The organism is Bradyrhizobium sp. S3.12.5 (genome assembly GCF_040548225.1).
GTDB lineage: Bacteria > Pseudomonadota > Alphaproteobacteria > Rhizobiales > Xanthobacteraceae > Bradyrhizobium > Bradyrhizobium cytisi.
The window spans coordinates 315,668-333,278 of record NZ_JBEPRF010000002.1; the positions used below are offsets into that span (position 1 = coordinate 315,668).

14 protein-coding genes are annotated in these 17,611 nt (G+C 65.1%); 3 read left to right on the top strand and 11 right to left on the bottom strand.

Features of this window, described 5'->3' with window-relative positions; genetic code table 11:
* Positions 1 to 181: 181 nt before the first annotated feature.
* The 6 genes from ABIC09_RS03545 to ABIC09_RS03570 all read right to left on the bottom strand — a co-directional run bounded on the left by ABIC09_RS03545 (position 182) and on the right by ABIC09_RS03570 (position 6,365).
* Complete coding sequence (locus tag ABIC09_RS03545; RefSeq protein WP_354031845.1) at positions 182 to 931, bottom strand: phosphorylase; 750 nt, start codon at positions 929 to 931, stop codon at positions 182 to 184.
* On the bottom strand, positions 928 to 2,895 hold the full coding sequence (shc, locus tag ABIC09_RS03550; RefSeq protein ID WP_354108406.1) for a squalene--hopene cyclase: 1,968 nt from the start codon (positions 2,893 to 2,895) through the stop codon (positions 928 to 930). Before shc ends, ABIC09_RS03545 begins: the two co-directional genes overlap by 4 nt.
* 63 nt (positions 2,896 to 2,958) lie before the next feature.
* Positions 2,959 to 4,215 carry a hydroxysqualene dehydroxylase HpnE gene (gene hpnE / locus ABIC09_RS03555; protein WP_354108407.1) on the bottom strand — a complete coding sequence of 419 codons (1,257 nt, stop codon included), beginning with the start codon at positions 4,213 to 4,215 and terminating at the stop codon, positions 2,959 to 2,961.
* A complete protein-coding gene (gene hpnD / locus ABIC09_RS03560) occupies positions 4,215 to 5,054 on the bottom strand; it encodes a presqualene diphosphate synthase HpnD (RefSeq protein WP_148752092.1) in 840 nt (279 codons plus the stop codon). Before hpnD ends, hpnE begins: the two co-directional genes overlap by 1 nt.
* The gene (hpnC, locus tag ABIC09_RS03565; protein WP_354108408.1) at positions 5,044 to 5,940 is read right to left on the bottom strand and encodes a squalene synthase HpnC; all 897 of its coding nucleotides are present in this window, start codon (positions 5,938 to 5,940) and stop codon (positions 5,044 to 5,046) included. Before hpnC ends, hpnD begins: the two co-directional genes overlap by 11 nt.
* A gap of 191 nt (positions 5,941 to 6,131) precedes the next feature.
* Positions 6,132 to 6,365 carry a hypothetical protein gene (locus ABIC09_RS03570; protein ID WP_027533949.1) on the bottom strand — a complete coding sequence of 78 codons (234 nt, stop codon included), beginning with the start codon at positions 6,363 to 6,365 and terminating at the stop codon, positions 6,132 to 6,134.
* 457 nt (positions 6,366 to 6,822) lie between these two features.
* On the opposite strand from ABIC09_RS03570, the gene ABIC09_RS03575 reads away from it, so the two are divergent.
* Together ABIC09_RS03575 and ABIC09_RS03580 are read left to right on the top strand one after the other, a co-directional pair.
* A complete protein-coding gene (locus ABIC09_RS03575) occupies positions 6,823 to 7,320 on the top strand; it encodes a hypothetical protein (protein WP_148752094.1) in 498 nt (165 codons plus the stop codon).
* 65 nt (positions 7,321 to 7,385) lie between these two features.
* Positions 7,386 to 8,243: a hypothetical protein gene (locus ABIC09_RS03580; protein WP_502916811.1), complete on the top strand. Its 858-nt coding sequence runs from the start codon at positions 7,386 to 7,388 to the stop codon at positions 8,241 to 8,243.
* 10 nt (positions 8,244 to 8,253) lie between these two features.
* Here ABIC09_RS03580 and ABIC09_RS03585 read toward each other — a convergent pair whose 3' ends face one another.
* The 5 genes from ABIC09_RS03585 to ABIC09_RS03605 form a co-directional block, all read right to left on the bottom strand.
* Positions 8,254 to 9,045 carry a class I SAM-dependent methyltransferase gene (locus ABIC09_RS03585; RefSeq protein WP_354084433.1) on the bottom strand — a complete coding sequence of 264 codons (792 nt, stop codon included), beginning with the start codon at positions 9,043 to 9,045 and terminating at the stop codon, positions 8,254 to 8,256.
* Positions 9,046 to 9,103: 58 nt separating this feature from the next.
* The gene (locus ABIC09_RS03590) at positions 9,104 to 11,470 is read right to left on the bottom strand and encodes an efflux RND transporter permease subunit (protein ID WP_354108409.1); all 2,367 of its coding nucleotides are present in this window, start codon (positions 11,468 to 11,470) and stop codon (positions 9,104 to 9,106) included.
* Between the two features lie 205 nt (positions 11,471 to 11,675).
* Positions 11,676 to 12,461: an ethanolamine ammonia-lyase subunit EutC gene (gene eutC, locus ABIC09_RS03595; protein WP_354108410.1), complete on the bottom strand. Its 786-nt coding sequence runs from the start codon at positions 12,459 to 12,461 to the stop codon at positions 11,676 to 11,678.
* Positions 12,458 to 14,044, bottom strand: coding sequence for a B12-binding domain-containing radical SAM protein (locus ABIC09_RS03600; protein WP_354108411.1), 1,587 nt, complete (start codon positions 14,042 to 14,044; stop codon positions 12,458 to 12,460). The genes eutC and ABIC09_RS03600 overlap by 4 nt, the downstream gene beginning before the upstream one ends.
* 171 nt (positions 14,045 to 14,215) lie before the next feature.
* Entirely contained in the window at positions 14,216 to 15,598 is a 1,383-nt protein-coding gene (locus tag ABIC09_RS03605; RefSeq protein ID WP_354108412.1) for an ethanolamine ammonia-lyase subunit EutB, read from the bottom strand.
* A 220-nt stretch (positions 15,599 to 15,818) separates the two neighbouring features.
* Between ABIC09_RS03605 and ABIC09_RS03610 the strand changes: the two genes are divergently transcribed.
* Positions 15,819 to 17,549 (top strand): methyl-accepting chemotaxis protein, encoded by a 1,731-nt coding sequence (locus ABIC09_RS03610; RefSeq protein WP_354108413.1) that lies wholly within the window; start codon positions 15,819 to 15,821, stop codon positions 17,547 to 17,549.
* Positions 17,550 to 17,611: the final 62 nt, after the last annotated feature.

Below are 17,611 nucleotides of genomic sequence, written 5' to 3' on the forward strand. Positions count from 1 at the left end.
TGTAAGACGAACGTAAGATAGGCGTAGGCGGGCTCACATTCAAGTCGTTCGGTGGCGGCGGTGCCGAGACCTCATTGAGTGATTGCGACCTCACCTGTGATGACGATTGCGGCAGCTCAAATAAAAAGCCCGATCGCCAATCGCGACCGGGCTCTTTCTCTTGTCAGCTCGAAGCACCCGCTCAGACCGTCTCTGCCACCAACGCCTCGCTGTCGACGAGCTCCGTGCCGATCAGGAAGTCGCGGCAGCCGCGCAACGAGCGCAGCGCGCGGTTGAAGTCGATGCCGGTCGAGACCAGCGCATGCAGCGTTGCCGGATTGCGCACGATGCCACGCAGGACCGCGGCGAGGTCGATCTGGCCGTTCGGCTTGATCGCGGCACGCGCGAGCGCCGGCAGCGCGCGGTGGGCGGGGTCGCTGATGACGCGGACCGCGGCGAACGGCAGGCCGGCCTCGGCGGCGTAGGCGGCCGCGATGTGGCTTTCCATGTCGACGGCGGAGGCGCCGGTCACGGAATGCAGCGCCGCCTTGCACGAGCTGCCCGTGACCACTTCCTCGGCGCCGGCAAGGGAACCGCGCACGACGCGGCGGCGGCCGGAGGTCAGCTTGTCGATGAGGTCGTCGCTGAGCGAAAGGCCCGCGGCCCAGCGGGTATCGCCCGAGAGCACCTCGGTCGCCACCACGACGTCGCCGGAGCGCAGCGTCGGGTCGAGCCCGCCGGCCACGCCGAACGAGATCACGCCACGAATCGTTTCGGGATCCACCACCGTCAGAAGCGCCCGCAATTGCGTCGGGCTGCTGGACGAGCAAATGACCGCCATTCCGGGCCCGGCAGCAATGCGGGCCTCCTGAACCAGACCGGTCACGATCAGTATCGGTCGCGGGTCAACGGCTTGACCCGCGGTAACATAGTCCCCCGTCCCCAAAGTCACATTCCGACCCCTACCACCCTGCTGTTGGTGTTCCGCAAGTTCCGATACCGCGCGAGCGCCCACAGCGGGAAGAACTTAGGGTAACCATGGTACCGCAGATAGAACACGCGGGGGAAGCCTGTGGCGGTGTAACGGCTCTCGTCCCACAGTCCTTTTTCGTTCTGTGTTGCAATCAGGTACTCCACCCCGCGGGCGACGGCCGGGTGATCAACCTCGCCAGCCGCCATCAGGGCAAGCAAGGCCCATGCCGTTTGCGAGGCGGTCGACGGGGCGGGTTCCCAGCCCTTGTAGTCCAACCGGTAGCTGACGGCGTCCTCGCCCCAGCCGCCGTCCTCGTTCTGGATCGAGGCCAGCCAGCCGGCCGCCTTGCGCATCATGGGATCGGTGTGGGGAACTCCGGCCATATTGAGGGCACATAGCACCGACCAGGTTCCGTAGATGAAGTTCATGCCCCAGCGGCCGTACCAAGACCCTTCCGGGTGCTGGCTCCTCCTGAGGTAGGCCACGCCGTCGGCGACGTGCTTGCTGGTCTTCGCGGTCTCGCCAAGCTGGGCCAGCATCGAGATGCAGCGCGCGGTGACGTCCTCGGTCGGCGGATCGAGCAGCGCGCCGTGGTCCGAGAACGGGATGTTGTTCAGGTAATATTCGAGGTTGTCGACGTCGAAGGCCGCCCAGCCGCCGTCGTCGCTCTGCATGCCCTCGATCCACTCCCGGCCGCGGTCGATCGCCGCGTCATAGCCGGTCGCACCGTGTTCCCGGCGCATGCGATCCATCGACATCACCACCACGGCGGTGTCGTCGAGATCGGGGTAATGGGCATTGTTGTACTGGAACGCCCAGCCGCCCGGACGCACGCCGGGCCGTTTCACCGCCCAGTCGCCCTTCACCTCGAGCTCCTGCTTCGGGATCAGCCAGTCGAGGCCCTGCTTCGCAGCAGGCACCGCCTTGTCACCGCCGGCCTCAAGCAGCGCATGCGCGGTCAGGGTCGTGTCCCACACCGGCGAGACGCAGGGCTGGCAGTAGGCCTCCTCGCCCTTGATCACGAGCAGCTTGTCGATGCCCCGGCGCGTGATCGCACGCGGCGGAAAATTCTCGTCCTTGCCGAGCGCGTCATACATCATGACGATGTTGGCCATTGGCGGATAGATCGCGCCCATGCCGTCCTCGCCGTTGAGCCGCTCCTCGGTGAAAGCGAGCGCGGCATCGATCGCGCGCTGGCGCAGGCGCTTCGGAAACATCGGTTCGACGACACGCAGGATCGCGTCGAGCGCGCGGAACAGCAGGAACCAGGCCATGCTCTGATGCGGCGCCTTGGCGGTCATGCCGATCGAGCGCGGATCCTGCAAGAACAGCTCGTCGATGCCGACGCCCTTCGGATTCTTCGCGCGCGGCTTCAGCGCGGCGATGACCATCAGCGGCACCATGGTGGTGCGCGCCCAGTAGGAGATCTTGTTGAGGTGGAACGGCGACCAGAACGGCAGCAGCACGATCTCGATCGGCAGCACCGGCACCGCGCGCCAGCTCACCACGCCGAACGTCGCGAGCAGGAAGCGGGTGAAGACGTTGCTGTTGATCGCGCCACCGCGTGCGTGGATCGCCTCGCGCGCACGCACCATGTGCGGGCTGTCTGTGGAATCGCCGATCATCTTGAGCGCGAAGTAGGCCTTCACGCTGGCGCTCATGTCGAACTCGCCGTCATGCACCAGCGGCCAGCCGCCATGGGCGCCCTGGACGCGGCGCAGATAGTTGCCGATCTTGGCCTCGAGCACGGTGTCGACGGGCTCTGCGAGGTAATGGCGCAGCAGGATGTATTCGGCCGGGATCGTGCAGTCGGCCTCGAGCTCGAACACCCAATGGCCGTCGGATTGCTGCAAGCCGAGAACGCCTTGCGTGGCTGACGCAATGCTCGATTCCAGGGTGCTCGATTCCAAAGCTTCGCGGCTGGTCGCGTTCACCGAATCCATGTCGCTCGATTGCTCCGATAGTCGATTGAAAGTGACGGGGACATTGCCCGTCAGGGCCGCTTTTCAGGATCCTTTGGCGGCCAAAACCAGATCGGCGGCGCGATCGCCGGACCTGACCGATCCCTCGATCGTTGCTGGCAATCCCGTAGCAGTCCAGTCGCCGGCAAGGAACAGGTTTTTCAGTGCGGTGACCGGCCCCGGACGCAGGGCATTCTGCGCCGGCGTGGCCGCAAATGTGGCACGACGCTCGCGTACGATCTGCCAAGGAGGCAGTTCGCCGGAGACGCCGCCGGCCTCGCAGACGTCGTTCCAGATCACCTGCGCGAGTTCCTCGCGCGGCATGTCGACGAGACGGTCGCCGTTGCTGATGGTCACCGAGAGCCGGTTCGGGAACGCGAACAGCCATTCCACAACGCCGCCGATCACACCCAGGATTGGCGCCGAACCCGGAGGCGGCTCAATGCGGAAATGCGCGTTGACGATGGCGCGGAATTCGGTCGGCGTCTTCAGGCCGGGCAGCAGGCTCGCAGCGGAGCGCGGCGGCACCGCCATCACGATGACATCGCCGACGCCAAGCTGGATCACGTCCTCGCCGCCAAAATTGAGCGCGGTCACCTTGCCGTCATTGCTGACGAAGGACCGCAACTCATGGCCGAGCTGAACGGAGTGACCGCGCTCGATCAAAAACGTCACGGCAGGCTCGATCAGCACAGCGCTGAGGCCGTCGCGCGCGATCAGCGGACGACAGGCCTGCCCGCCCGCGAGCAGCGTCTCGCGCACGATTGCGCCGGCAAGCCCCGCCGAACCCTCGGGGGGATCGACATTGAGCGCCGCGAGCAGCAGCGGCTGCACCAGGCGCTGATAGAGAATGCCTTCGCAAGGAATGGATTTACCGACCAGCGTCGCTTCCGACGCCCAGATCAGCGGCGCCAGCTTGAGGTAGTCGGTCAGACCGGTGTCGGGAACGCGGCGGCCCTCGTCGAGCACCCAGGTCGGCAGCCGGCCGGAACCGAGATCGATCTGCCAGCGCTGCCCGGTCTTGATGTCGACGAAGGGAAACTGCGCGGTTTCAGGGCCGACCAGGCCTGCCTCGGTGCCGATCGAGCGCGCATAGGCGCGCGCGTGGCTGTTGCCCGACAGCAGCAGATGATTGCCGTTGTCGATGGTGAGATTGGTGGCGCCGTCGAAATAGGAGCGGCAGCGGCCGCCGGCCTGCTGCGTCGCCTCGTGCACGGCGACCTTGAAGCCGGCATTGGCGAGCCGCACGGCGGCGGAGAGGCCGGAAATTCCGGCGCCGATGATGTGAGCTGTGTTTTGCATCAGATGAAAGCGTAGCGGAACAGGATCGCGAAGCGTGTGACCTTCGACACACGCACCGGCTCGCGCGGTGCGTCGAAGCCGCGCGCGATCAGGAGGTCCAGAATGGCGTGATAGTACTTCGACATGATCCGCGGCGCGCGCACCGCGCGGCGCTTGTTGCGGCTCATGATCTCGTCCGACTTCTCGAAATGCATCTTCGCGCGCTGCGTCAGCGGCAGGCAGACTTTCGGCAGCGCGCGCTCGGCGATCACACGGTCCGGATCGTTGGACGTGATGCCGGCATGCAGCAGCGCCTCGCGCGGCAGATAGAGCCGGCCGAGGCCTGCGTCCTCGTCGATGTCGCGCAGGATGTTGGTGAGCTGCAGCGCGCGGCCGAGGTGATGGGCGAGCAGGATGCCGTCCTCTTCCGGCAGGCCGAACACCCGCACCGACAGCCGCCCGACGGCGCTGGCAACACGATCGCAGTAGAGATCGAGCGTCGCCATGTCGGGGGCACGGATGTCCTGCGGCACGTCCATCTCCATGCCGTCGACAATTGCGAGGAAATCCTCACGCTTCAGCCCGAAGGTCTTCACCGAGGCGGCGTAGTCCTTCAGCCGGGGCGGCGGATTGCCCTGGTAGAGCGCGTCGATGTCGTTGCGCCATTCCTGGAGCGCGGCGAGCCGCTCGTCGCGCGGGCCGTCGGAATCGGCGATGTCGTCGACCTGGCGACAAAAGCTGTAGATCTGGAACATCGCCTCGCGCTGGTCGCGCGGCAGGATGCGCATCGCGGCATAGAAGGAGCTGCCGGATGCGGTCGAGCCATAATTGGCGCCGGGCGTGGTCGCCTCAAGCGTCATGGGCAGTCCCAGGTCTGGAGATGGCCTTGCGGCCGATCGCGCGGCGGCCGATTTCGCCGATCATGCCGGCGAGGCTGAAGGTGAGCAGCTCAAGCTTGTTCAGATGCACGCGCTCGCGCAGGGGATCGCGCACCTTCAAGAGGCGCACGATGCGGTCCGCATAGGCCTGGATCACCGCGACGTCGACGCCGAGGCGGACATCCCTGATCTCCGCGCTCAGCGACCTGCCCTCGTTGAGCAGCGCTTCGTTGCGCACGGCGAGCCCCTGGAGGCAGGCCAGCATCGCCGGCGGCGACTGCGCAAGTCCAAGCTGCTCGACCGCGGCGCCGCTTGCGGCCAGTACATCGCGCGGCAGATAGACGCGATTGAGCTCGCGGAAATCCTTGCCGCAATCCTGGAGGTGGTTGTTGATCTGAAGGCCCGCGCAGAGCGCATCCGACGCGGCCCAGGTCGAGGTGCTCTCGCCATGGACGTCGAGCATGAAGCGGCCGACCGGCATCGCCGAATAGCGGCAATAGTGGATGACCTCGTCCCAGCTCTCGTAGCGCAGTTTTGTCACGTCCATGCGGAACGCGATGAGCACGTCCAGCGCGTGGCGCGGTGCCATGCCCCGCTCGGCCAGCGCGTGCCGCAGCGCGACGGCTTCAGCCTGGGTGTCGCCCTTGGTCTCGTCCTTGCCGAGCAGTTCCGCCTCGAGCAGGTCGAGATAGCGAAGCTTTTCGTCCGCCGGCAGGGTCGCGTGGTCGGCGATGTCGTCGGCCGTGCGGACGAAATTGTAATACGCCAGGATCAGCGCGCGATGACGCGGATGAATGATCCAGGACGCGACGGGAAAATTCTCGTCGCGGTCACCCTTACCGGATCGCAATTCGCTCGCAGAGGTCATCGAGGGCTGATCAACAATCGTTTGGACAGGAAAGGCTTTTGCGCTCGCGCAGGCTCATGCCGGCGACGCCGCCGCGGCCCCCATATAGGGGAATACGGCCGCAAAACCAATCCTGTCTCTCGATGGCAGCCCTGCGGATCCGGCGTGAAAAAGGCGGCCCCACGGCCGCCTTTGTGGGCCAGCGGCCGAGCTTACTGATTGTGGTTCTTCAGGACCTGGTCGCAGGCCTGCGAGATCTTGGCCCGGTTCTCCTTGAGGCAGGCCAGAACGGTGAAATCGCCCTGGTCGATGACCGGACGGCAGAACTTCTGCACGTCGCGCGTGCAGGCCTTCTGCTCGGCGTCCGTGCCACGCCCCTGCTGGGCGAACGCAGCCGTGGACAGGGTTGCCGACAGCACGGTGAGAGCGACGAGAAGCTTACGCATTGTATTCCTTCATTCTGACGGCAGAATCGCACCAGTCCCGGACAGCACAGGGCGGACGACGGGAACGGATTGTTCTGATGGCAAGTTGCCGCGGAAAGGGCGGCACCGGAGAAGGCACAAGCGCTGGCAAATGCGGCCAAATTGGCGCCACCCCTACCAAATCAGGTCTTCCCTAGGCCTTCATTGGCAGATGTAAGAGGTTGATACTACGTCATAATTCGGGCAGGTCGCGTTTTGGACGGCACCTGTTGCAGAGCTGCATCTGTCCGATCCGCTTTTTCGGCCGGAAACACATGGAAACAGAGGGAATCCGGGCTCGGACCAACGCGGGAGCGCTTTGCGCACCTGACATCGTGGGCGGCCAGGCTTGAACCTGACACGGGTTCGGAACACTAAACTTTCGATGTGGCGAGACGTCCTGCCATGAGCGGCGTCGTTCCAAAACGGGATATTTGAGATGAAGTTCTTTGGACGATCTGGACAGGCGATCAAGGCAGCCGGCATTGGCGCGGCGCTGCTCTTCTCGGTTTCGGCAAGCCACGCTCAGTCGTCCGGACCGTTCGCCGGTTTCGATGGCGCCTGGACCGGTACCGGCACTGTGGCGCTGTCCGACGGTTCCACCGAGCACATCCGCTGCAAGGCGGACTACAAAGTTGGCGGCACCGGCCTCAACCTGAAGCAAGCCCTGCACTGCGCCTCCGACAGCTACAAATTCGACCTCACCAGCGACGTGACCAGCCAGGGCGACCGCATCTCCGGCAATTGGAGCGAGTCCAGTCGCAACATCTTCGGCAATCTCCAGGGCACCGCCGGCGGCGGCCAGATCGACGTGTTCGTCGAGGCCAACGGCTTTGCCGCCAATTTGACGCTGCGCACCAACGGCACCAAGCAGACGGTGCAGATCTCGTCCAAGGGCGAGATCCGCGGCGTCAATATCACGATGACGAAGAGCTGATCGCTCTTCCCGCCTCCAAGAGGAACACGCCCCCGGTTTTTCGCGAGCCGGGGGCTTTTTACTGAATGAACCGATTTCGCAGACAGCTGCTTTGGGGACTAGGTTGGGGATTTGGGCTCCTCGCAACTCACCGGGCCTGGGCTAGCGATCAATCGCCAGCCCAAGGAGGACCGCAGATGCCGTCTTCGGCAATCAAGCCACGCCACGTGCTCTGTTTCCTCGGTAAGAATGAGAGCCTGTTGCATCCGCCGAAAGCGGCCGCAAACACGATCGCCGATTTCGGTTTCGAGATCGACCGCACCTATTCGCAAGCGCAGCCCGATCCGCATATGGCACGATCGTTCGCCGTGTGTTGGGACCGGGTCTTTCCCAATGCGTGGTCCACCGCCGATGAGGCCGCCGTCGCCAACCACAAATCCGTGCTCTACGTGCTGAGCCCGCCGATGGAGCAGCAGAAGGCGGTCGCCTATTCGGCCGCAGCCTTGCGCATCGTGGAGGAGATGATCGACGCCGGCGCGACCGCCGTGAAAGGCGAAAGCGCGGGCGTCGCCCACGGCCTCGAGCGGTGGATGCAACTCGCGGCCGAATGCAAGACGGCGGCGAAGACGAATCGGGGCCTCGCCGTCACGGCAGCCATGAGCCGGGCCTGCCGCCTCGCCCTTGCCAAGCGTCCGCTCGACGGCACGACTTACAATGAAAGCGTCGGCTTTCATCTGGTCGGGCTGCCGGAGATTTATGTCGCAAAATCCCGCGGCAGCGACCGCGATGCGGCGCGTCTCATCGACGAGATCGCCGACGCCATGACCGAACGCGGCATCGATGCGGCGCTGGCTGATCGCGGGCTTAGCCTTTCGCGACAATCGGACTACCCGGAGGACGATTTCAAGTTCAACCCTTACGGGATCGTCCGCATCGGTGCGTGAGACAGCCGGATCAATCCCTGCGCGCGACGCATTCGCATCGGCATCTGAAGTAGACCGCATCGGGATCGCGCCCCCAGGCGTCCCATCCGGCAAGGGCCGCCCCGATCTCGTCGTCGGTGGCCAGCCGCCTGCCCAGGAGCTGCGGCCCGAGGCCGAGAAGGCTCCGCCTGGCATCCGCGACTGCCTCGGCGCGGCTTGCCGCATCGGCGCTGTGGTTGACATAGCTTGCGCCGGCCCAGAGCGGCGTGAACCCGTGCGCGCGCAGGATCGAGCTCTGCCTGCGGCCGAAGCGAAGTGTCTTGGAATCGTCGTGACCGTACCAGCGTTGCCAGAGGTCGAGCGCGAGGCGCACGCCGTCGAGTTCGGGATGGAGAATATTGCCGCCGACATCGGCGTCACGTGTGCCCAGCACCCCGCCCGGCTTCAGCACCCGTTGCGCCTCCGCCAGCGTTCGCATCAACATCGCCTCGCTCTGATGGTAGAGCACGGCGTGAAAGAACACCGCGTCGAACGCGGCATCCTCGAACGGAAGCGCCGTCATGTCGGCTTCGACAAAGGCCAGATTGGTCAGGCCGGCACGCGCGGCCAGCTGATGCGCGGCCGCGATCGCGTTCGGCTCGATGTCGACGCCGATCGCCTTGGCAACGATCCCGGCAAGCGCAGCCGTGATGGTCCCCGGGCCGCAGCCCACGTCAAGCAGGGTCATCTTCGGCTTGAGAAACGGGACAAGGAAGGCGGCCGAATCGCCGCCCCGCTTCTGTTGAAACGTCGTGATGGAGCTGTCGTGTCGCACGTCACGCATGGCGCCTCCGAATAGCAGCCAGAGTGCTTGCGATTCGGTGGCAGCGTGATGACCCCGCTCAGATCGCCGGCTTGTCGGGCCCCTGAAGCCTGGCGTGCAGGTTGATCAACCACATCGCCGTCGGCCGGAGGATGAAGAGGTCGGCCACCAGCGCCGCCACCATCGAGAAGGCGCTGAGCCAGCCGAACAGCCGCAGCGAGGGCAGGTCCGAGAACACGGTGACGACGAGGCCGCAGGCCAGCACCAGCGTGGTCAGGATCAGCGCGGGGCCGACCAGCACGGTCGCCCGCTCCACCGCGATCGCCGAACCGACGCCGGGCTTACTCTCCAATCGCAGGCGATTGAGGAAGTGGATGGTGGCGCTCAAGCCCAGGCCGAACGAGACGGTGAGCGCGACGACGCTGGCGAATTGCAGCCCCTCGCCCATCGCCCACAGCACCGTTCCCGACATCACCACCGGGAAAATGCCCGGCAGGATGCAGGCGAACATCACCACCCAGGAGCGGAAGGCCAGCCCAATGAAGATCGCGACCATCGCGAATTCGACGGTGAGCCCGCGGTTCAGCTTCTCGATCATGCCGGCCGAATTGCGCGCGGCGATGGCGGCAAGCCCGGTGACGGCGACCTCGTAGCCGGGGTGTTTCTTGCGGACGGCGTCGAGCTCGGTGTCGAGCTTGTCGACGATCGGCAGGAGCTGGCTGGAGTCCTTGTCCGGCACGCGGCCGGCCACGACCACCGCATCCTGCTCGGCATCGATGAACCTTCGCACCAGATGCTCGGGGATGACGTTGACATATTCCTTGAGCGTCGCGACATCGTCGCTGCCGGCCTTTTCGGCCAGCCAGCGGCGCAGCGTCTCCAGCGACCAGACATTGCCGACGCCGGCCGCCTTCTCCACGGTCGCGTGCACGTCCGCAATGGTTTGCAGCGTCTCCGGCGAGTAGAGCGTTTCGCCCTTGGGGAACTGGATCAGCACGTTGACCGGATTTGCGCCGGTCAGCTTGGCGTCGAGCCGGTTGCTGGCGGCCACCGCCTGGCGCTTGTCCGGCACCTGGTCGGCGAGCCGGTAGCGCGGCTGCAGATTGGCGTAGACGACGCCGAGGCTGGCGACGAACAGCAGTGCGATCAGGCTGAACAGGCCGGGTCGGCCGACCATGCGCACCGCGATCCAGTAGCAGAAATTACGCAGCGCCTGCACGCCGGCATCCGCGGTCTGGAACTTGACGGCAAAGAGCTTCTCGTTGCGCACGAACAGCACGCCGAACACCGGCACCAGCGATAGCACCGTGACCAGCGCGATGATGGTCGCGGCAAGGCCCGCCTCGCCGAATTTGCGGATCAGGTCGGAGTCCGAGAACTGAAGTGCGATGAAGGAAATGCCAGCGGTGCCGTGCGTCAGCACGCAGGCCGGGCCCACCACCAGCACCGCATTCCTGAACGCGGTGAACTTGTCCTGGCCCGCGATCAGCCGGTCGCGTGCGGCGAAGGTGAGCTGCATCGAGTCCGAGAACGAGATCACCATGATGAGCGGGGTCATCACGTTCAGGAACATGTTCAGGTTGAAATTGGCCCAGCCGAGCGCGCCGAGTGCGATCAAAATCGCGATCATCGGCGGGAACGCCGCCACCACCATGAACGAGATCTTGCGGAAGAAGATGATGGCGATGACGCAGCCGGCGAGAATGCCGAGGACGTTGTAGGTGAGGCCGTCGCGCTCGACCGCGTTGCGGATCTCGAGCTGCATCACCGGCACGCCGGAGAGCTGTACGCTGAGGCCGGTCTCGCCGAGATCCTCCTTCATCAGCGCGCGGATGTCGCCGACGGTCTTCGTGAGCTTGCTGGAGGCGACCACCTCGGGATCGAGCGACAGCACGATCAGCGCGAGCGTGCCGTCCTCAGACAAGAGCTTGCCGCGGATGATCTCGTTGTTTTTGACGGTCTCGATGAACTGGTCATAGGCCGCGCCTTCGGGCAGCTCGGCCGGGAACAGCGCGGCCGGCAGCTTGCCCGGCGCCGGCGCCTGGCGCGCGGAGAACAGCGAGACCAAACCGCGGGTGCCCTCGACCAGCTGCATGTCAGTGATGAAGTCGCGCAGCTTCTCAAGATTGTTTCGCGCCAGGAGGTTCTTGCCCTCGACCACGACGAGAACGTCGAATTCCTCGGCCGGGAATTTCTTCGTCACCGCCTCATACTGGCGGAATTCCGGCGTGTTGGAGCGGAACAGCTGGGACAGCGAATCGTCGATCTTGATCCGGTAGATGCCGAACACCGCGCCGACGATCAGCACGACCAGGATGATGCAGGAGACGATCGGCGCCCGGACGGCGATCAGCCCGATGCGCTCCAGCCCGAAGGCGATGGAGGACGCAGGCCCTTGCTCGACCTTGTCGACATGAACCTCATTCTCACGGTGCTTTTCGAGCATGCCTTGTCCAGTTCCTAAATCGGCTCGGTCAGTGAGCTTATTGCGCCCCGCGAACGGCTTGAAAATGCCATACGAATGGGAGGCTTGCCCTTTGAAAATGCGCGTAAAATCGCCGGCAGCGGTTTAGCAGGTCATGAGCCCGCCTCGCAAGCACGCCAAGGGTCTCCAAATCGATCAAGATGCGGCGATTTTACCGGAATGCCCGTCATTCGGGCAAAGCCGAGCCAATTCGACGCGGCGCCCGGTCGGCGCTCTCGTCCTTGAGCGCCACGCCCGTGACCTCCCGCGCCAGTCCCTCGCGGACCAGCCAGACGAGCTTGAGGGCGGCCTCACGATAGCTCAACCCGGCCTTGTGGATATTCGACACGCAGTTGCGCGCGGCATCGGTCAGCCCGGGCTTCGGCGCGAAGGTCAGATAGGCGCCGAGGCTGTCGGGCGCGGACAGGCCCGGCCGTTCGCCGATCAGCATCAAAACCATGCGGGCGCCGAGAATGGCCCCGATCTCGTCGCCCAGCGCAACCCGCGCGCCTGAGGCGACGACGACATGGCCGATCGCGACAGCGTCGCCTTCGCGGAGCAGCGGCAGCAGGCTTTGCAGCAGCGCGACTGCGTGGGCATGGACCGCCGCCGCCGACAATCCATCACCGATGACGATCGCAAGCTGGCACGGCGCAGTGGCACCGTCCGCCAGCGCCGCGGCAGAACCGGCATCGAGTTGCCGTCCAAGATCCGGCCGGCGCAGATAATCGCTGCGATCGGCGGCGCGGCTCGTCACCTCGGTGGCGTCAAGACCGAGCGCCCTCACCCCGGCAACCAGACCCGGCGCGTCGAAGGCGGCGTGCACGGCATCGCGGGCGCGGGCATGCGCCAGCGTGAAATCGAGCAGCGGTTTTGTCGGCAGGCTCGCGCCGCTGCGCCCGAGCGCGACGCGCGCAGGCGTGAACGATCTCAGGTCGACGGTCGGGCGTGCCGGAACGGGCTTGTCGCTCATTCGGCGGGAACGGACGCTTCGCGCAGCCGGATCGAATAGTTCGACGCGTTCTGCTTGCCGCTCGATGCCGCGCGCGCAAAGGTGATGAGATGATGCGCGATCATGGTGCAGCCGATCAGGCCTTCGATGTCACCACGGCGGATCCGCTCCAGCGCAAACTTCCAGAACACGCGCCTGTAGTCGCCGAGCACGCCGACCTTCCAGAAGATGTTGCGCAGCATGACGAGGCCGCGCCGGATATTGGTCCAGGTCCTCATCTCGTCCGGCACCGGCATCTTGAGGCGATGGGGATAAACCTCGTCGCATTGATACTGGAAGCGCGCGTAGACCTTCTCGGGCTCGTAGGCGACGCTCATGGCGTGCTTCCAGGATGCGACGACGTCGTCATAGGGCAACAGGAAGTTGACATTGGAATCGCGCCCCTCGTCATCGACCAGGCGCCCTTCCTTCTCCAGCCGGTCCCACAGCGGCGTCTTCGGCAGCGCCTGAAGCAGGTTGATGGTCAGCAGCGGAATGTGCGACTCCTCGACGAAGGCGAGCAGCGCCTCCGAGGTGTTCGGCTTGTCGGTGTCGAGCCCCATGATGATTCCCGACACCACCTCCATCCCGTAGGAGTTGATGGTGCGTACGCCCTCGAGGATCGGAACCATCATGTTGTGGTCCTTGTGCATCGCCTTCAGCGCGTCGGGGTCCGGCGTCTCGATGCCGCAGAAGATGGTGATGAAATAGGCCTCGCGCATCTTCTCGAGGATTTCGGGGCGCTTTGCGATGTTGAGCGTCGCTTCGCAGGCGAGCCGCACCACATAGCCGGTCTTCTTCTGCCACTCGATCAGATGCGGCAGCAGATCCAGCGCCGCTTTGCGGTTACCGATGAAATTGTCGTCGACGAAATAGACCGTGTCGGTCATGCCGCATTCGCGCAGGCGGTCGAGCTCGGCGATGATCTGCTCGGGCGATTTGATGCGCGGATTGCGGCCGTAGAGGCCGGGGATGTCGCAGAACTCGCACTGATAGGGACAGCCGCTGGAATACTGGATGCTGCCGAGGAAATACCGCTTCACATCGGCGAGCTCATAGGCCGGGATCGGAAACTCCGTCATCGGCACGCGGTCTTTGGTCGTCAGCACGACCTGTTGCTCGGGGCGAGACGTATCGCGCGACAGGATTTCGAGCAGCTGATTGGTGGCGTCGCCGAGCTCGCCGACATGGAGATAGTCGAATGACGGGTAATAGTCCGGGCAAGCGCTGACCGAGGGACCGCCGAGCGCAACCGGCAGGTCGAACTCATGGGCGCGGCGGCAGATGTCGTTCATCTGCTGGCGCTGGATGTGCATGCCGCTGACGAAGACCGCCTCCGCCCATTCGAACTCTTCCTTTGTCGCGCGGCGAAGATTCTCGTCGACGAATTTGACCTGCCACTCCTTCGGCAGATAGGCCGCGAGCAACAGCAGGCCCTGCGGCGGCATGAAGGCGCGGACGCCGTCGGTCAGGGGATAGGCATACTCGAAGGTGCCGAAAGACGACGTGTAACGCGGGAAGACACAGAGAATATGCCGGCTCGTTCCGTTGCTTTCAGCGCGCATCGAACTTCCCCCAACCACGTTCTACGAACGGTACTGACGAGGTCTCCAGAAACATAGCGTAACGCTGCGACCGGAATTCCTCAATATTGTGGCACCGAACTAATTCATGAGACGCACCAATGGTTTCCCTGGTTCACGCCGTCGGATGATGTTTTTTGCGGGACTTTCGCGTCACGCGATCAACCGGGAGGCGAAATCGGGCAACAGGCCTGCATCACCGGCAAGCCGGAAGTCGGCGCCCGCAATTCCGGTCTGGACCAGCCAGTCGTCGAACTCCGGCGCTCGGGCCGCGCCGAAGACGTCGCGCACATAGAGCGCATCGTGGAAGGAGGTGGACTGGTAGTTCAGCATGACGTCGTCGGCGCCGGGCACCCCCATGATGAAGGTGACGCCGGCGGCGGCAAGCAACGTCAGCAGATTGTCCATGTCGTCCTGGTCCGCCTCGGCATGGTTGGTGTAGCAGATGTCGGTGCCGAGCGGCAGGCCGAGCAGCTTGCCGCAGAAATGATCCTCCAGCCCCGCCCGGATGATCTCCTTGCCGTCATAGAGATATTCCGGACCGATGAAGCCGACCACGCTGTTGACCAGCAATGGCGCATAGGCACGGGCCACCGCATAGGCACGCGCCTCGCAGGTCTGCTGGTCGACGCCGTGATGGGCGTTGGCCGACAGCGCGGAGCCCTGGCCGGTCTCGAAATACATCACGTTCTCGCCCACCGTGCCGCGCTTCTGCGACAGCCCCGCCTCGTACGCTTCCTTCAGCAGCGCGAGGTCGATGCCAAAGCTGCGATTGGCGGCCTCGGTGCCGGCGACCGACTGGAAGGCGAGGTCGACCGGCACTCCCTGTCCGATCAGCGCCAGCGTCGTGGTGACATGGGTCAGCACGCAGCCTTGGGTCGGAATCTTCAGCCGCGCGATGATCTCGTCCAATAGCCGCAGCAATTGCGCGATGACGGCCGGATCGTCGCTTGCCGGATTGATGCCGATGCAGGCATCGCCGGCTCCTAGCAGCAGGCCGTCGAGGATCGAGGCGGTGATGCCCCTGGCATCGTCGAAGGGATGGTTGGGCTGCAGCCGCGTGCTCATCCGGCCCTTCAGGCCGATGGTGTTGCGGAAGGCGGTGATGACCTCGCATTTCCGCGCCGCCAGGATCAGGTCCTGGTTGCGCATCAGCTTCGACACCGCGGCCGCCATCTCCGGCGTGATGCCGGGCGCGAGCTTGCGCAAGACCTCCGCCGTGGCCGCGTCCGACAGCAGCCAGTCGCGGAAGGCTCCGACCGTCAGCGAGGCCACGGGGGCAAACGCCTTGGCGTCATGGCTGTCGATGACGAGCCGGGTCACCTCGTCGGCCTCATAGGGGACGACGGCCTCGTTAAGGAATTGACCGAGTGGGACGTCCGCCAGCGCCATCCGCGCGGCGATCATCTGCTCGGCGCTCTCTGCGGCAATGCCGGCCAGCCGGTCGCCGGAGCGCGGCGGCGTCGCCTTGGCGAGGAGGTCGCGCAGGTCGGGAAAGGTGTAGGTCGTGGCGTCGATGGCGTGGCGGTAGACCAAAGGCCCCTCCGGGGTTCGTCGGCCAGTGACCGACTCCAAAGCGATCTTGAAACTATACCTTTGGATCAAGGCGCTGAAATATCTTACCTTTCTTTCGACCTGGGGCGAAGGGGGCCAACGGCCGCGTTAACGCTGCGTCCATCTTCATTCTGCATAGTTTTGCATCAATTTTAGAAGACCGCGCAGTCCGGCCACTCCTGGCCATTCGGGCCCCCGCACCATGACATCAGACCGATCTGGGAATACCGCCGGCCTGGCAGGCCGTTTCTCGCTGGCCACCAAGCTCTATGCGATCTTCGCGCTGTTCGCCCTGCTCATCGCGGCGATCGCGATGCTGTCGGACTACAACAGCCGCCGCGGCGCCGAGTTGACCAGCGCGATCGAGACGGCGAATGCGGCGGCGCTGAACGTCGAGCGCGTCAACTCGCTGGTCTATGCGGTCGTGATGGAATCGCGCGGCGTCTACATGTCGACCGAACCGGCGGTCGTGAAGAAATACGGCGATGGCCTGCTCAAGTTCAACGGGCAAATCCTGAATGTCGTGAAGGGATGGGAGAGCATCGTCAAGTCTGACGATGCCGAGCAGTTCGCCACCTTCAAGAAGCGCATCGAGCAGTTCGTCGACTTCCGCAAGGAGCTGGTCCGCCGCGGCGTCGAGATCAATGCGGCCGCGGGCCGCGAATGGGGCGACAACGACGCCAACCGCGCCGTGCGCTCGGCGCTGAACAAGGATCTCGAGGCGCTCTCCAAGGTCTATGCCGAGCGCGCCAGGCAGATCGCGCGCGAGACCGAGACCAACCGTACGCTCTCATTCGTGCTGACGTGTCTCGCCGGCGTCGCGCTGGCGCTGGTCGTGATCGGCATCATCATCATCGCCCGCTCGATCGCGCGGCCACTCGCCGCGATCACCGCGACCATCAAGCAGGTCGCCGACGGCGCTGAGAATGTCGTGGTGCCGCACGCCGGCCGCGCCGACGAGATCGGCGCGCTCGCGCGCGCCATCGAAGTGTTCCAGGACGCGATGGGGCGCAACCGCAACCTCGCCTCGCAGGTCTCGCAGGATTCTGCGGCACGCGAGCAGCGCGCGCACCACATCGAGCAGTCGGTCGAAGCGTTCCGCGAGGCGATCGGCGCGATCATGCGCGGCCTCAGCGACAACGCCACCGTCATGCGCGAGACCGCGCAGACCATCACCCGCGTCACCGCGGATGCGAGCAGCCGCGCCGGCACGGCGGCGAACGCCACCGAGCAGGCCTCGCACAACGTCAGTGCGGTGGCAGGTGCCGCCGAGGAGCTGTCGGCATCGGTCGAGGAGATCGGCCGCCAGGTGCGGCAATCCGCGGGCGCGGTGGAGCAGACCGGCCAGCGCACCGAGAAATCGATCGCCGAGATCGAGAGCCTCGCCGCTGCCACGCAGCGCATCGACGGCGTGCTGACCCTCATTCAGACGATCGCCGAGCAGACCAATTTGCTCGCGCTCAACGCCACCATCGAGGCTGCGCGCGCCGGTGACGCCGGCCGCGGCTTTGCCGTCGTCGCGCACGAAGTGAAGGCGCTGGCGGGACAGACCGCGAAGGCGACCGCCGACATCGGCGAGAACGTCGCGATGATCCAGTCCTCCACCCGCAGCGCGGTCGATGCCGTCCGCGAGATCGGCGGCGCGGTGCGCGAGATCAACGAGGTCACCTCCGCGATTGCCGGCGCCGTCGGCCAGCAGGACCAGGCCACGCGCGAGATCTCCTCCAACGCGCAGAGCGCAGCCCAGGGCAACGAGACGCTGGTCGCCAGCATCACCTCGCTCCGCGACGCCATCGGCGAGACCGACACGGCGGCCTCCTCGGTGCTGACGGCCGCGAGCAGCGTGAGCGCGACGGCGGACACGCTGTCGCGCGAGGTGGAAAAGTTCTTCCAGAACCTGCGCTCGGACAGCCGCGTCGCGAAGGCGGGATGATCGCGCGCGTCTGCCGCTGTCCGCAGGGCAGGCCCGCTTCAACCAAAAACGCGAAAACAACC